This is a genomic window from Pseudanabaena sp. FACHB-1998, from assembly GCF_014696355.1.
GTDB lineage: Bacteria > Cyanobacteriota > Cyanobacteriia > Pseudanabaenales > Pseudanabaenaceae > Pseudanabaena.
In genome coordinates this window covers 148062-163753 of record NZ_JACJQA010000028.1, presented here as the reverse complement: position 1 = coordinate 163753, position 15692 = coordinate 148062, and the positions used below count along the sequence as shown (strand labels likewise).

15 protein-coding genes are annotated in these 15692 nt (G+C 39.5%); 10 read left to right on the top strand and 5 right to left on the bottom strand.

Features of this window, described 5'->3' with window-relative positions:
* The first annotated feature begins 469 nt into the window (after positions 1-469).
* From H6F42_RS12210 to H6F42_RS12185, 6 genes are all read left to right on the top strand, one after another.
* Entirely contained in the window at positions 470-1120 is a 651-nt protein-coding gene (locus H6F42_RS12210) for a hypothetical protein (RefSeq protein ID WP_190399638.1), read from the top strand.
* A gap of 201 nt (positions 1121-1321) precedes the next feature.
* Positions 1322-1879 carry an isoprenylcysteine carboxylmethyltransferase family protein gene (locus H6F42_RS12205; protein ID WP_190399637.1) on the top strand — a complete coding sequence of 186 codons (558 nt, stop codon included), beginning with the start codon at positions 1322-1324 and terminating at the stop codon, positions 1877-1879.
* 706 nt (positions 1880-2585) lie between these two features.
* On the top strand, positions 2586-3092 hold the full coding sequence (locus tag H6F42_RS12200; protein WP_190399636.1) for a hypothetical protein: 507 nt from the start codon (positions 2586-2588) through the stop codon (positions 3090-3092).
* A gap of 444 nt (positions 3093-3536) precedes the next feature.
* Complete coding sequence (locus tag H6F42_RS12195) at positions 3537-4067, top strand: hypothetical protein (protein WP_190399635.1); 531 nt, start codon at positions 3537-3539, stop codon at positions 4065-4067.
* A 74-nt stretch (positions 4068-4141) separates the two neighbouring features.
* Positions 4142-6790: a hypothetical protein gene (locus tag H6F42_RS12190; RefSeq protein WP_190399634.1), complete on the top strand. Its 2649-nt coding sequence runs from the start codon at positions 4142-4144 to the stop codon at positions 6788-6790.
* Positions 6784-7440: a molybdenum cofactor guanylyltransferase gene (locus tag H6F42_RS12185; RefSeq protein WP_277873858.1), complete on the top strand. Its 657-nt coding sequence runs from the start codon at positions 6784-6786 to the stop codon at positions 7438-7440. The genes H6F42_RS12190 and H6F42_RS12185 overlap by 7 nt, the downstream gene beginning before the upstream one ends.
* A gap of 44 nt (positions 7441-7484) precedes the next feature.
* Here H6F42_RS12185 and H6F42_RS12180 read toward each other — a convergent pair whose 3' ends face one another.
* Positions 7485-8384 carry a DUF72 domain-containing protein gene (locus tag H6F42_RS12180; RefSeq protein WP_190399632.1) on the bottom strand — a complete coding sequence of 300 codons (900 nt, stop codon included), beginning with the start codon at positions 8382-8384 and terminating at the stop codon, positions 7485-7487.
* Positions 8385-8515: 131 nt separating this feature from the next.
* Between H6F42_RS12180 and H6F42_RS12175 the strand changes: the two genes are divergently transcribed.
* Positions 8516-9037: a phosphate-starvation-inducible PsiE family protein gene (locus H6F42_RS12175; protein ID WP_190399631.1), complete on the top strand. Its 522-nt coding sequence runs from the start codon at positions 8516-8518 to the stop codon at positions 9035-9037.
* A gap of 59 nt (positions 9038-9096) precedes the next feature.
* Here H6F42_RS12175 and H6F42_RS12170 read toward each other — a convergent pair whose 3' ends face one another.
* Positions 9097-9468, bottom strand: coding sequence for a response regulator (locus H6F42_RS12170; RefSeq protein ID WP_190399630.1), 372 nt, complete (start codon positions 9466-9468; stop codon positions 9097-9099).
* 295 nt (positions 9469-9763) lie between these two features.
* Between H6F42_RS12170 and H6F42_RS12165 the strand changes: the two genes are divergently transcribed.
* The 3 genes from H6F42_RS12165 (at position 9764) to H6F42_RS12155 (ending at position 13021) form a co-directional block, all read left to right on the top strand.
* A complete protein-coding gene (locus H6F42_RS12165) occupies positions 9764-10759 on the top strand; it encodes an ATP-binding cassette domain-containing protein (protein WP_190399781.1) in 996 nt (331 codons plus the stop codon).
* 366 nt (positions 10760-11125) lie between these two features.
* Positions 11126-12220 carry a redox-regulated ATPase YchF gene (ychF, locus tag H6F42_RS12160; protein ID WP_190399629.1) on the top strand — a complete coding sequence of 365 codons (1095 nt, stop codon included), beginning with the start codon at positions 11126-11128 and terminating at the stop codon, positions 12218-12220.
* Positions 12221-12649: 429 nt separating this feature from the next.
* Entirely contained in the window at positions 12650-13021 is a 372-nt protein-coding gene (locus H6F42_RS12155; RefSeq protein WP_190399628.1) for a glutamyl-tRNA amidotransferase, read from the top strand.
* Positions 13022-13057: 36 nt separating this feature from the next.
* Here H6F42_RS12155 and H6F42_RS12150 read toward each other — a convergent pair whose 3' ends face one another.
* From H6F42_RS12150 to H6F42_RS12140, 3 genes are all read right to left on the bottom strand, one after another.
* Positions 13058-14752 carry a CocE/NonD family hydrolase gene (locus tag H6F42_RS12150; protein ID WP_190399627.1) on the bottom strand — a complete coding sequence of 565 codons (1695 nt, stop codon included), beginning with the start codon at positions 14750-14752 and terminating at the stop codon, positions 13058-13060.
* Between the two features lie 17 nt (positions 14753-14769).
* The gene (locus tag H6F42_RS12145; RefSeq protein ID WP_169364980.1) at positions 14770-14952 is read right to left on the bottom strand and encodes a hypothetical protein; all 183 of its coding nucleotides are present in this window, start codon (positions 14950-14952) and stop codon (positions 14770-14772) included.
* Positions 14953-15041: 89 nt separating this feature from the next.
* The gene (locus H6F42_RS12140) at positions 15042-15674 is read right to left on the bottom strand and encodes a type I restriction enzyme HsdR N-terminal domain-containing protein (protein ID WP_190399626.1); all 633 of its coding nucleotides are present in this window, start codon (positions 15672-15674) and stop codon (positions 15042-15044) included.
* Positions 15675-15692: the final 18 nt, after the last annotated feature.

Genomic DNA, 15692 nt, shown 5'->3' with positions numbered 1-15692 from the left:
TATCCAACGCAAGAAGTTGTAGAAATATTTCTTTTGGTGGGAACCGTCGCGGAGGACTAGCTCATAACTTCCTATAGAGCTAGCTTAATTCAATAAATTTACGAGTAATACGATACATAACATGATATTTCCTTTAGATCTTTCGATCTATAGATCAGAACTCAAGAGCTTCATATTAATCAAGCAAAAATCTCCCTAAAGCACGATAAGTTCTTGCAAACTTATCGTGTCAGAGTAAAACATGAATTAATTTAGTACTGCTTTCTCATACAAATTTCTTTAATCCGATAAGTGAAAATATTCTGTATATCAAACGTTACAATATGTTTAGATAATTGTGTCTAAATGTTTAGATAGTATGAGTATTGTGAACAAATGCACCAAGATAAACCTTTGCTCTTGTAGTGTATTTTCAGTCTCATAAAAGATTGAAGGTAAAGACTTAACTATTAGCACTAAGGGGGCTAAGATGGCAATGTTCCTATATCCGTTTTATACGGTATGTCATTTATTTTTATTAGCGTGGGCACATTATCTTTATTATCAATCTCATCAAATAGGTCTAGTTATCCTGATTTTAGTAATAACTGCGATCGCCTATGACAACCTTATTGTGAGTGTAGGTAGCTTAATTGGCAAAGGTAAAACCCTTTTAAAATTAAGTCATCCTCGTTTTATGGGGCATGTTTTATTAACACCTTTATCTATTCTTGCAGCCTTCAGTTTTTGCCTCCAAAGTCATATGGAATGGGCTTTTCAGCCATTGTCTATTTTCAGTGTTTGCTTCTTAGTGATTAGCTTAATCGCCGCCGAGATTGTAACTTACTACAGAAAATTTGAGCCAAAAGAAGTATGGTTTGAAGGTACTTTGCGTTATACAAATAGTGCTTACAAGATGTTGCCAATTCCTTCTATCATCACAACTATTTTAGTAGGCATAATTGGCTTAGCGATTTGGCAACAAGTAGGTTCTCCTTGGTTACTCGTTAGCAGTATTGTGATGTTTGTCGGTGGGGCTATTCCACAGTGTGTAGCTGGTCCTGTAGTATGTTCGGGAGTGGAAGTCTGCTTAATTGTTGGTTTTTGTATGACGGCAGCGCAGTTACAAAATATTATTTAGTCTTGTTTTTATTGGTCTAGATTATCTGCAATATCTTTAATCTCTACAATTTGTAATTACTTTGTTTATATGTTTGCCAAGCCAATCTTTCTATTAGATAACTTAATGAATCAATCAGTACCACTAAGTGTCCTAGCATTTTTCTTGATAGCTTTCGTTCTACCTCTAATTCGCCTTTGGATAAGAACAGGTACATTCGCTATGGCTTTCAGCCGAAACCGCGATCCTATTCAAAAGTTGGTGGGTGCAGCGATCGCTATCTACATGACAGGATTATGTGTCTGGGCAGTTTGTTACGCTCTATTAGGGAAAAATGCATTAGGTGTTTGGGAAGTCCCCTCTAATGTAAAGATATTTGGATGGACTTTACTAGCTATTGGTTTGACAATGACCGTTACTGCTCAAGCCCAAATGGGAATCTCATGGAGAATGGGCGTAGATCCAGAACCCACCGCTATTGTCAAAAGCGGACTATTCAAATTTAGCCGTAATCCTATTTATAGTGGGATGCTTCTAACCTTATTTTCTTATCTATTTACGAGTCCTTGCCCTTGGTTGCTAATGGGATGCTGCCAGTTCTCATTACTCATTTATCTGCAAACACTTTACGAAGAGCAAGCCCTAATTAAAATTCACGGAGATAGTTATTTAATCTATGCTTCGTCAGTAGGGCGGTTTTTTCCAAAAATGGGTTACTTAAAATCTCCTACACTCCCAAATTCTGATGATAGTTTAGAAACAGCGATCGTGAATTCTTGAGTATACTTAATTCAATTTTTTAAATAGTTTATTTATTAAATTACTATCCCTCAATTAGATAAGTAGTTTTACTTAAAGCTACTTCCTACGGAGCGAATAATCCGCGCATTGCTTATTGACTCAGTAGGAAGTATTAATGTTTAGTTAAATATATAAATTTAGTCAAGTAAATTAAGACGCAAGAAATATAACTGTTGCCATTCTTATTAGAACCCAAAGCCAGAATAGGAGTTGCGTCGCTTCGCATCGCAACTCCTATTCTGGCTTTGATTTTTCCTAATACAATTGACCAAAGCCATACAAGCGTATTTTCTTGATACTAACCTGTGGCGTAAGCGGGGATTGTGCCATAGGTTTTTAAATTTATGTCTAGCTACCCGTTCCCAATATTCATAATCTAATCAATTCTGGATTTCATCTTGTAATTAAAATTTTTTTAATGTTAATCCTAGGCTAAATACTAAACATATTGTTACTTTTATGAACCTAAGTATCTAATATTTATTAAATAATTAAAGTCACTTTTTTGTTTACGGATGTGACATCTTGATATATGATTTGAATATGTGCAACTTGCAGTATATTTACCTTGATATAGTATTGTAAAACACATATAACTTTTCGTGAGATTACTGCTAATAGTAGAAGCCTCACGATTAGCATCTACTTACACAAAAACACAACCAAATCTTTTGGAGATTTAATAATGCGTTTATCCTCTCTTGGTCTAATCGGTGGCGCTTTACTAGTAGGAGCTGTTAGTGCAGCACCTGCATTCGCTGGTGGTCTTTCTTCTTCTGCTACCTTTATTACCCCTGCTGGTTTTACTTCTACCGTTAGTGGTGAAATTATTCTTCCTGCTGGAGCATTCTACAAGACTACAAATCCATCTGTTTTGACTCCTGGTACTCCTGTGACAAAAGCTAGCATCACTGATGCAGACTTGATCGTAGTACCTCAATTCTCCTTGCAAGGGTTCTCAGTTGCTGTTGAATCTTTGTCAGTGGGTTCTAATGGTGTTGTTACAGTTCTTCCTGGAGCTAGCTTCACTGCTGCTGCTGCTACTGTCTTAACCTCTGCTGCTGCTGCTGCTGACCCCACAGCAACTGGTGCTGAGTTCCAACAAGGTGGTGTTCGCGTTTATAACTCTTCTAACATTGAATTCATCAGCGCAATCATCAAGGCTGGTGCTGGCGTTAATGGTCTAGACTAGTTGACACATTTCTGATGATCAACAAACTACAAAGATGATATTACTATTATCTTTGTAGTTTGTTTAACTACAAAAACCCTAAGATTTTGACTCAAGTTTATCGATCAATTTCTTAGGGTATTTATTTGGTTAAAACTAATCAAGTTGTACGGATTTTATTGACAAATAACGCTGGCTCCAAAAGCTTAACTATAAGTTCCAAGGATTAACAATCAAATTCATGTAAGACAAAAGATTACCTAAAATGACAATTTCTATATTTTTAAAATTATTTTAAAAATACAGAGGGAAAATCCCGATTTGACTTACACGAAAGATCTTAATCAATTGAAATATTTAGTGACCCAAAAATTAGTTAAAGTTAAATATTAATTTAGAAATAAGCCCCATAAACGCTTATAATGTTTCGACTGTATTTATTTTAGTTAAGAATGGTATGAAACCATGAAATCCATTAAAAATAAAAACCTTTTAACATTAATATCTGTAATTGTACTGAGTTGTAATGTTGAAAGCATCTCAGCGCAAACAGCTAGAATCTCTGCTTCAGCAGTATTCGCCAATGGAGAAACGAAAACATTTGCCACTTTTAATACCGTTACAAACAACTTTGATACGGCAGGAAATCTTATATCTAACACAATAACCCCCACATCAGTTCTTACCTCATCTGTATCAGGACCTATAACTACTATCTCTGCTGAATCTTCTCTGCCATCTGGTTTTTACTATTCGGGTACGACTGTTGTCTTACCTACATACACTACTTTGACATCTGGAGAAAAAGTTCTGGAGTCTCTAAGTTTAGGTGGAGGAGCAATTACAGCCGCTGGTCCCGCAAATTCCTTTACACAGGCGGCAGCAAGCATATTACTTCAGGCTGCAAGTGGTAATCCATCAGCTCTTACGTCCAGACAACTTGAGGCGGCGGCGGCTTTAATTAAGGCGGGCGCAGGAATTAATGGACTTGAATAGCTTGGGATATATTTAGTTAGTTTCATTTTTCTTGATTTTTACCTATTTATATTATTTAAAAATACTGGCAAATTATGACCCAATTTAAGGCACACTCTGTCAAAATTGGGAGTGCGGCAGCAATTTTTTTGTGGATATTTGCTGGACAAAATGATGTTTTTGGACAAAATTTTGCCCAAAATATTCCTATTGATCCAGGTAAAATTCCCGATCAGATACAACAAAACTTACCTGTAATTCCTCAAGAACCTCCCAAGGTCGATCAACAATCAAATACTCTTAAGCCAGAACAAATTAATGAGGTTGTTAATTTTGCCATCAGTACTACTTCGGCTCGCTATCCTTGGCTAACTAATCCCACGGATCGCTTAACTTTTCCGCCAACTATTTTTAGTCCCAATAACTCAGAGAGTTATCTGGATTCTGACATCCGATTTGCTAGTAAAAATCCAGTTGTTATTAAATTAACTTACGGTTATTTTCCTAAGTCCGATCAGTTTTACTGGGTGCTGCCAAATAACGAAATTGCGATCGAAACTCAAGGATATCAAGCAGGAATATTGCATCAAGGTGATGGGACGGACATTAGCTTTAATTCAACAATCACTTTTTCGCGTGCTTTAACAGGAACTCAAGTTGTTACATCTTTACCTGAGAACTTTCCACTAATTACCAACAATCTTGATCCAAGAACCCTTTCTGTTCAATCAACGGCTGCGGAAGCAGTTAATCCACCTGGGATACCAGCACCTAATATTACGATCAATTCAGGTTTCGATCTTAATAGACCAAATGTAACCTTGATAGGAACTGGTTCAACCAATAATCCTCAAGGTGGTTCCTCTAATTTTGGAAATTTAGAAGCCCAAAATACTCCTCAAGTAATTCAAGGATTTCCGACAGTAAACCTTCAGGCTCTATTTGATAATGGAGCTATTCCGTTAGCTCTAGACTCGGTAGTTTCGCCTAGTGGTTTGGACGCACTAGGATTAGCATTTAATATTAGCTCTAATTCCCAATCTGCAAAGTCAAAGTTAGGTGGATTTACATCTTTACCTGGAGTCAAAATTCTCCAAGATGGTAAATTTGATAATTTCGATCTCCTACAAATTTTGACTAATCCTAACCTCAAAAAGGGAGAAAAACAGTTTTATTATTTAAATTCCCTATTTTGGTCTGATCTAGGTGCTAGAAATCCGACCGTGCAAACTACTACACAAACAAGTTTTAGTTCATGGGAAAGGATATATGCGAGTCGTCCTGTAAATCAGTCTCTTATCACCTATGACAAGGAAGAAATAAAAGCTAGCTATAGTAATAGATTTGTCAATATCGGCGCATCCTTAACCTATTCTTTCGATCGCGGAAAAGTTGATGGAGCGCAGAGTTTAAATAGTACAGTGGGGATGTTGTTGGGTAGTACTTTTTTAGGAATAGCTCCAAACAATATTCAAGATAGGATTGATGAGGCAAAAAGATTACGAGATTCACAGGCTAAATTCAACTCTCTATCTACAAAATCCACTTCTGAACAAAGGCAGCAAATTAATCAGCGCTTAAATTCAAATCTTTTTTATAGCAATCTTTCTAGTGCGCTAGAGCAGATATCTGGCAACATTACAGTTTCTAGTGATATTCGACCTACCAGTTCGGACATATTTCAAGTGAGAACGGGGTTGTACCGTAGGGCTGTTCAATTTATTGACCAAGAGATTAATGATATTGTTTTTGGCGATACGGTGGTTTCAGAACTGCGTACCAATTTTCAGGATTTTGGCCCTTTAACTTTTATTGGCACGCTGATTCCTCGGAATGAGACAGGATTTCAGCCTAGTTCAGCCTTTGCTTCCGAAATTATTTTAACTGCTCCCGATGGTCGGCAATTTGTTCAAAATATTAATTCCTCTAATCCTATTTTTGCTACTATTCCTGCGGGTATTAAAAGGCTAGTTTTAGCCTTCGATCGCATTGAGTTAACTCAAAAAGCCACTCAATCGGGAAAATTTTCCAGTTATTTAGGCTATATCTCATTGCCTAGTATTGAAGCAAATTGGTCAGGTTCCGTCGACAATTTCAACTATGGGATTTCATCTGGCTTGTGGTTCAATCTTTCGCCAAATAAAGCAGGTAACGTCTCCAATAATACTTTGGGAAATCCTGAACCTTCTCTCGGAGCTTTTGTCAATGCTGTTTTGAGTTGGTCGAGTAGTTCAGTTGAATTGGATGAGAGCAAGAAAATAGCCACTGCTATCACTACAGGCTCTCCTGTGCTAAGACTGAATTGGAATAGTTCTATTAATAATAACAATGCGGGAACTTTGATATTTTCCTACACCTATGGTCGTCAGGGACAGGGAATGAATATCTCCTTAACTCCTGGTACTGGCTTAGTACTTCAAGGCTCAAACCTTCGTACTATTGGATTTTTGCAAGGATCGCTAGATATGATGGGGGGAACGCGATTTCGGGGAAGTTTAGAATACGATCAGAATTTTAATTGGTCTTTGGAAGCGACGCAAGCTTTAAATTCTATTTGGACAGCAGGTTTGTTTATTAAAAATTTTAGAGATATTAATCAGGGGATTGATAGTCGCGAGCAGTCTTCAGTCTTTGGGGTTTTATTTCGATATCAAATTCCCCAGAGCTTGGCGGCGATTGAGATGCAGTTAGGTACGGGTGGTTCTGGAATTGATTTCAGGATTAAGGGTAATTTGCGTTGGTAATCGCGATCGCCTTATGTGGTGGAAAAAGTTCCCGAATGGGGAGGGATAAAGCCCTATTAGAGCTTAATGGAGAATCTCTTTTAGCTAAAACTTGTCGCACAGCTTTAACCGTAAGTGACTCGATGTTTATTGTGGCTCGAAGTCAGAAACAGTTTCAAGAAGCGATCGCGAGTTTGACGATTTCTCCAGAAAGCACGCGAACTATTTCGCAATCTCCACAATTGGTAATTGATCAAAAGTTTGATGGAGCTTTAGTTGGTTTTTGGCAGGGAATGGAAGCAATCGCCAATTCTTTGACCTACCAACCCGATTGGATATTGCTCCTAGCTTGCGATTTGCCAAATCTTCAGGATGAAATTTTACAAACTTGGGTATCTCAGTTAAGGGACTTACCGAGTAGGGCGATCGCCTATTTACCTCGCTCTGTAGATCAGCATTCCCAAAAGCAATGGGAACCTTTGTGTGGATTTTATCGATGGCAATGTCGAGATTCGCTGAAAGAATTTATTAAAAATGGAGGAAGATCATTCCAAAAATGGTTAGCGAATCAAGAGGTAATGGAAATAGAAAATGCACCTAGGTCGATGCTGGTTAATTGCAATACACCTGAAGAATTTGCTGCTATAGCTAAGCGCTCAAACCCCAACTGACGGTACAAGTTTGCCAAGCAATACTTGTACCGTCAGTTGGAGTGTTAAAACAAAGTTAGTTGCTCTGGTGGTATAGCGAGAGCATTCCAAGGCAATGGAGGAACAGGAATATTCGCTTTTTCTAACATTTCTTGAAAATATTTGGCATTATGGGGCGATCGCTCCTCTCGAGGACAATGAACAAAAAAATAGATCTGAGTTCCATTGGCTAGCCATTCCTGTAAATAATTCGTCCATTCTTGCCAGAATCGAATATTTAAGTCGCGATTGGGATGACTGATAAACCGCACAATACTAAAAGGGGCGGTGACTACAGGTAGTAAAGGTAAATTCGGTTTACGGCTTTCTTGCTGAACTGCTAGAAATAGGGCGTGATCAATCTCCTCCCCTAATGCTAAGTCTCCCAACGGCAAATCATAAATTGGTCGGGTATCTAGCAATACCCGACCAATACCTAAAGTTTGTAATAGCTGATTGAGGTGATCGCTATGGGGAGATTTAAACCAGTCAGCGTGGCGTACTTCTAGAGCAATCTGATATTTGCTGGCTGGTAGGGCTGTAAGAAAATTAGTCAAATCCCCAAAACTAGCAGGGCTATAGCTAGGTGGTAACTGCACAAATACTACACCTAAGCGATCGCCGAAACCAGACATTAAATCTAAAAAATGCGAAGCTTGCTCAATATAGGGCAAAAGCAAACCATTATGAGTTAGTTGTTTAGGAAATTTCGGGCAAAAACGAAATCCTGTGGGTGTATCCTTTGCCCAACGCTCAACGGTTTGGCGATCGGGAATCACATAAAAAGTCGAATTGACTTCTACCGCCGCTAAGCGATCGCTGTAAAGCTTCAAAAGTTCAGTGGCGCGACTACCTTTGGGATAAAAATCACCGAGCCAACCCTTGTAAGCCCATACAGCGCAACCCAGATAGAAATCAAAATTCATATTGCTTGACAAATGGATGCGTTGAGGTCATCTCTATCAATTATATTATAAATTCTAATAGGATTTTAATTGCGACATAAACAAAAGCTATGTTAGTTTGGGTCAAGGGTTCAACATAGAGGAAATAACCAATGCAGAAGTTACAACAGCTAATTGATAAAAACGAACATCAAAGGAACGAGGAGCAAACTATTGATCCTTTGCATAATCAAACTCTGCGGTGCCGAATTGTCAATACTTTAGAACTAGTCCAAGATGTTATTGCTGTTTCCTTGTGTATTGGACTTTTCTGCGTCATGGTATTGCAGCTAAAACAAACTTTTCTCTCTTTATTTACAAACTTGCAATTCCATGAAATAACAGCAGATATATTGTTTATTCTTATTTTAGTAGAATTATTTCGTCTGTTAATCATTTATCTGCAAGAACAACGAGTTTCTATAGGGGTTTCCGTAGAAGTTACGATTGTGTCGGTCTTACGAGAAGTAATTGTTAAGGGTTTGCTAGAGGTTGATTGGAAACAAATATTGGCTACCTGCGCTTTTTTAATTGCTCTTGCTGTACTTTTAGTGGTCCGAGTTTGGTTGCCCCCCACCTTTGAAGGTATTGACCCAGAGCAAACAGCCTCAGCAAAGCTCAAAGAACGTAAATAGTATAAACAAGTATAAAAAAGCAATTGGTGGCGCATCGCGCCACCAATTGCTTTTTTATACTATTTAATTTGGCTAAGTAACTGCTTAATTGTTTTGATTAATTCAGGAGGATGATAAGGCTTGGTCAAATATGCATCTGCTCCCTGTTTCATACCCCAATATTTATCAAATTCCTCACTTTTAGTTGTACACATAATCACGGGTACATTCTTCGTAGAGGCATTATTTTTGATCCAACGACATAACTCATAGCCATTCATCCGAGGCATAACTACATCGGTAACTACGAGATCTGGTGTCAAAGTTTTGAGTTTTTCCACCGCATCAGCGCCATCATTAGACTCTATGACTTCCATGCCATGTTGCTTTAAATGTGCCGAGACCATCTCCAACACCATCGAACTATCGTCCACTACGAGGACTCTTACCATAACTGCCTTCCTGATTTTCCAGTTGTGCATCAGATAGGATCGCCCTAAACCTTGAGTTTTCAAGGAAATTTATTAATTCCTCAGAAAACTTAAGCTTTTTAAAAACGATCGCTCGCTAATGCAGTCATAAAATTTCCAAAACCCTAAAAATAAGATAAGGTTATGAATATTGCTTAATCAACATTAACTGTTTTTTGATTGTGTCTTTACAGAATTGTTGATCCAACTCTAACCGATCAATGAAAAACATCGATATTGTTGACAGTATATCAGAATGCATCTTGGTTAGAGCGCTATAGGGATGGTTACAGTCGAAGGTTTGAGCAAAATTTATAATATTGCCATTAAAGAAGCTGGACTGATTGGCACTATTCGCCATTTTTGGCATCGCCAATACCGATCTATTGCGGCGGTTAAAGATGTATCTTTTGCGATCGAATCTGGGGAAATGGTCGGTTTTTTGGGGGCAAATGGTGCAGGTAAAACCACGACCCTCAAAATGTTGACAGGTCTGATACATCCATCTGCGGGGGCTATCAAAGTTGCAGGACATATTCCCTTTCGTCGTGACCGAGATTTTTTACAAAAAATTACTTTAGTTATGGGGCAGAAGCAGCAGCTAATTTGGGATTTGCCAGCTCTAGACTCTTTGAAAATGAATGCTGCTGTCTATGACATCCCCGATAAGGTGTTTAAACATCGTCTGGGCGAATTAACAGAAATGCTCGCCCTAGAAGGAAAGTTATCCCAGCCAATGCGTAAGCTTTCCTTGGGAGAACGGATGAAGGCGGAGTTATTAGCTGCTTTGTTGCATCAACCGCAGGTTTTATTTTTAGATGAACCAACTCTGGGCTTGGATGTTAATGCTCAAGCTAGTGTGCGGGAATTTTTGCGGGAATATAACGATCGCTATAAAGCGACGATTCTCTTGACTAGTCATTACATGGCGGATATTACGGCTTTGTGTAAACGAGTATTGCTAATTCATCAAGGCGGACTAATTTATGATGGTAGTCTCGAGGGTTTACACAATGATTTTGCACCCTATCGCGAGGTGCGCGTCGAGCTAGCCCAGTCCATTAGCGATCGCGATCGCTTACAAAAGTATGGTCAAATTTCCCAAATTGATGGACAGGCGATTTGTTTTCTAGTGCCACGGGAAAATTTAACGAGGGTAGTTTCTCAAATTTTGGCGGAGTTGGAAATTTTAGACTTATCGGTGAATGAACCTGCGATCGAAGAGGTAATCGGGAGAGTTTTTCGACAAGGTTCTACTATTCATTTTGATTAGTGATTCTATTTTTATAGATGAAAGGTGATGCTTTGCGCTATCTCTCATCTTTTGAATTCAGATTGTCGTGCTGTCTTCCTAGTGAGCCTTACACCAATTAGAGTTTCAAGGTTATATAGCAAAGCAAGAGTTAGCTAGTACAAACCAAAGCCCAAAAAGCGGGTTGCAGCACGAAGCGCCGCAACTCGCTCTTTGGGTTTTATGTCCTAAGAAAACCTTACATTTCTATACCAATTTCTCTTTGATTGTTTATGCGAGTGCCCTGCTTAGCGCCTCAACTCTCTTTCTTGCTATTACATACTTGCTATTACATATATGTGCCAAAATTTATAAGCACAATGTCAAAAAGTTTTTGTCTAGATAGCCATGCTCAAAGCTGGGATTGTCGGACTACCCAATGTGGGCAAGTCTACGTTATTTAATGCCCTAGTTGCCAACGCCAAAGCCGAAGCAGCCAACTTTCCCTTTTGTACGATCGAACCTAATGTTGGCTCGGTGTCAGTACCTGACGATCGCCTGACTACTCTTGCTGAAGTCGGCAAATCTGCCCAAATCATACCTACCAGAGTCGAATTTGTCGATATTGCAGGATTGGTCAGAGGCGCAAGTAAGGGTGAAGGACTAGGAAATCAATTTTTAGGAAATATCCGAGTTTGCGATGCGATCGTGCATGTCGTGCGATGTTTTGAAAATGATGACATCATCCATGTGGAAGCATCGATTGATCCCGTTCGTGATATTGAAATCATTACCCTTGAACTAGCTCTATCGGACTTGGCACAAGTAGAGCGTCGTATTGATCGTACTCGCAAAGCAGTTCGCAGTAATGATTCCGAAGCAAAGATGGAATTAGCTGCCTTAGAAAAAGTTCGGGAAGTGTTAGATTCTGGTAAGCCCGCTCGTCTCGCTAATCTCTCCGACGAAGAAAAAGATGCCATTTCTGTGCTTCAGTTGTTAACTCTCAAGCCTACAATTTATGCTGCTAATGTCGCTGAAGATGATTTAGCCACAGGCAATGCGTTTGTCGATAAGGTCAAGGCGATCGCCGCCACAGAAAATGCTGAAGTAACTATCGTTTCGGCTCAAGTTGAAGCCGAGTTATTAGAATTACCCGACGAAGAACGTCAAGACTATCTAGAGTCCTTGGGTGTAAGGGAAGGCGGATTGAAGTCTCTAATTCGGGCTACCTATCATCTTTTAGGACTGCGTACCTACTTCACAGTTGGGCCCAAAGAAGCTAGAGCATGGACAATTCATGCTGGCATGAAAGCACCCCAAGCCGCAGGGGTGATTCACTCTGATTTTGAGAAAGCCTTCATCCGTGCCGAAACCGTAGCATTTAAAGATCTTATAGAATCAGGATCAATGAGTGCGGCGCGTTCTAAGGGACTACTCCGCAGTGAAGGGAAAGAATATGTCGTTCAAGAAGGCGATGTGATTTTATTCCTCACCAGTGCCTAAAAACAAAAAGACCTAGTCATTGACTAGGTCTTTTTGTTTCGGAATACTTTAGGATCTTTAGGTCACAGTCAACTGCTGGAAGGATCTCAGGGTTACTAGATAATTAAACTAGCGAACTAGAGATAATCAACTAAATACCTTACAGAACAGCCCCAGCACACAGCTCGGAAACCTGAAGACCCATACGTTTACCGTTACTACTATCTGATTGCATGGGCATCACCTCCTGTCTATCTAAATGTTTGTTATTTGTTTAGTAATGCTTGGCATCACAGGCTTTTTCAAGCTTGTACACAATATAACTGACAAATCTAAGTTTGACAATAAGTAAAAATACAAAATCCTCAAAAGCAACGCGCTATATTATTTAACGATGGGCGAAGCTTTGCGCTGTCTGTTCTTAAATAGTTAGCACTACTGATAATTTCTATGATTGAGTTTGCAGTTAATGGCACTTTGATGCGTGGGCTGGAATTAAATGATAATTTACAGAAGGTGGGAGCCAGTTTTGTCAGAGAAGACAAAACTGCGCCAATCTATCGATTATGGACGATCGCTGATCGCCATCCCGCCATGCTTAGGGTGAGCGAAAATGGACAGGCGATCGCTTTAGAAATTTGGTCAATTACGCCCGATGCACTGGGGGCAATCTTGCTATCTGAGCCTGCGGGATTATGTATTGGCAAGATTGTTTTGGATAATGGACAAGAAGTATTAGGCGTTCTTGGTGAGCCTTTTCTATGTGAAGGGCAAAAGGAAATCACTGAGTACGGTGGTTGGAGAAATTATATTAATCGATAAATTAAGAAGGTGCAAAGCACCTTCTTAATTTATCGATTACATAATTGGTAATTCTAAATGTGAAGGATATTCCAATCCATAAAAAACCTGCTGTGTTGCTTCTATAAAATCACTTACGGTTGCTTCGGATGGTAGCTTTTGAGTATTAGAATGTCGCTCAATGATTGGGAAAGCAGAACTAGAAACTGCAACTCCTATTCGATGTCCTGTAGCAAAATTTTGGCAAGTAGGGCGTAATTTGATGCGATATTCAGTCACTACATCAGGCTCAACCCACTTAGGCTCAGTCCATGAATTACGGAACTTTGCGCGTAACACTCCCATAGATACCAGCATTTGCTTGCCATCAGGATAAATATCTAGGAGCTTAATTACCCAATCGGTATCGGGAGCCGTGGTTGCGGCGTAGAGAATGAATTGGGGAATACCTGCGATCGCTAAATCTTGATCAAGTTCATCACTTTGATAAACCATGACATCCCAACGCTGATGGACATTACGCTGATCGTAAAATCCATAATTTGTGGAGGGATTAGGATTACGGGGATCGTAGACGTAGATATCGGGTAATGGGCTATTAGCTGTTAGCTGTTGGCTGTTAGCTGATTGGGTAATTAGTTGTTTGTTTGATGAGAGATAGAGATTTTTGATGTTAGTAGACTTGGGGAATTCTGGCAGGTCTAACCAATGATTTTTACCCATCAGGAAAAGCTGCACTGGTGCGCGATCGCTAATCCCATTCTCAATTCCTTTAAGCCAAAAATCGAACCAATCTATTTGTAATTGATCAACTTTAGAAACAGCATTTTCACCGAAATCAATCTCACCGACTTTGGGTAACCAAGGTAAATGCTGCCAAGGTGCGACTACTAAATGTTGAGGCTTTTTAGTCGCGGATTTAGCTTGGTGATAGGTATTAATCGTCGCCTCAATGAAAATATCTGCCCATCCTGCAATGTGTAAAGCTGGCAAATCATAGCGATCGAAATAACTGAGAGGATTCAACTTTTGCCAATATTCATCGTTTGGTTGTTGGTTCCCTATCCAGTCAAAAAAGAAGTCTCCAAAATTGCCAAATTCTGCGTTTTTAAATAGTTCGATTTCACTTAGTGGCGCAGACTCTAGCCATTTTGCAGATTGTTTTTGAGCTTCAAAAAGTTTTGTGGCTTGCGGCTCTTGTTTCAAATACCATGCGAGATTTTGCGCCAGTTGTAACGCCCAATTTACATCAAAATCTAGGCAAACTGCACCACCAAAATAGAACCAACCATGATATAAATCTGCTGTTGCCATAGTTGGACAGATCGTAACTAGTCCTTCAGGTTGTTGGACTGCCGCCTGAAATTGGGTCACTCCCTGATAGGAAAATCCATACATTCCCACCTTGCCATTACTGCCTTCTAATTCCTTGGCGCACCATTCCACCGTATCAAATCCATCGTCATATTCATTACGGAATGGATAGAACTCACCTTCCGAAGTACCACAACCCCGCACATCTTGGATCACCACAATATAGCCTTGATGGGCATACCAACTAGGATGAGCATAGGTACAGGTGGAGGCGATCGCCCGACCGTAGGGCAAGCGCATTAATAATACTGGCAACGGTGTTTCTACATCCTTGGGGCGATAGATATCGGCAGTTAAGTTAAGGCGATCGCGCATAGGAATTTTCACCTGACGCTGCACATTAACTTGAGAATGGAAGGAAGTTAATTTTGGAGGCATGGAAATTTTAATCCTGCTTAGTCCTGCCAATCGGGGAAAACTTTCCTGATTTCAATGAGTAGATCATCAAGTTCTTCTAAAGCTTGGATCACATCAATGCTCAAAGTACCCAAATTATCCTTGAGAGATAGCTGTACCAAGAGTTCGCGCTTACTGGCGATCGCGACAAATCGTTCTTTTAATTTTTCAGGAGTTGACATAATTAAGGCTTTCTCTAAATTGGTTTAATTATTGTGCTGCTCACGACAGGGGTGGCGCAACAGTCTCTATTTTGATCATACTTGAAAATTTAGGTGCTTACTAGCGCTTGTTGCCCAAAACGCTTCAAAATTCGCAGGACACCATACAAAGCATTACCGCGATTAAACAGGAAAAAGCTGTCAGATAGGGCATATTGAGGATTTTCGCCTCTTCTTACTTTTACAAACAGCGTATGATCGCCACTGGTAATCATGCCAAATACAGGCTTTTCAGGATGCGGTGCTGCCATCATATAGGTAAGGATTTGCGGCAAGGCTTCCATAACATTAAATTTGGCGCGTTTTGCTTCAATGACAGCAATCCAGAACTGATTTTGTACCACCAAAACATCAATTTGTCCTTTAATAATTTCGCCTTCTTCTTCTTCTACGATTTCAACTGATTCTTCAGCCCTAACTAAAAAAGGAGATTCATAAAATCCTGCAAGTTCTAGTAATGGGGACAGTATTAACATCTTGACCACTACTTCCAGCATCGGACGCTCAGATAGATACATGTAATGAGCCTTTACCTGATCTAAACGCTGCTTTTCCTGATCACTAAGATCTGGTAAATTTTCTATCCATTCTGTAAAGAAGATTTCATCTTCTATATATTGCAGATGAAATCTTGATTTGACATCATAAAGACTTAATTTAGAAGCATAGAGAGTTTGAACCATGATTTTTTCCCTTAACGC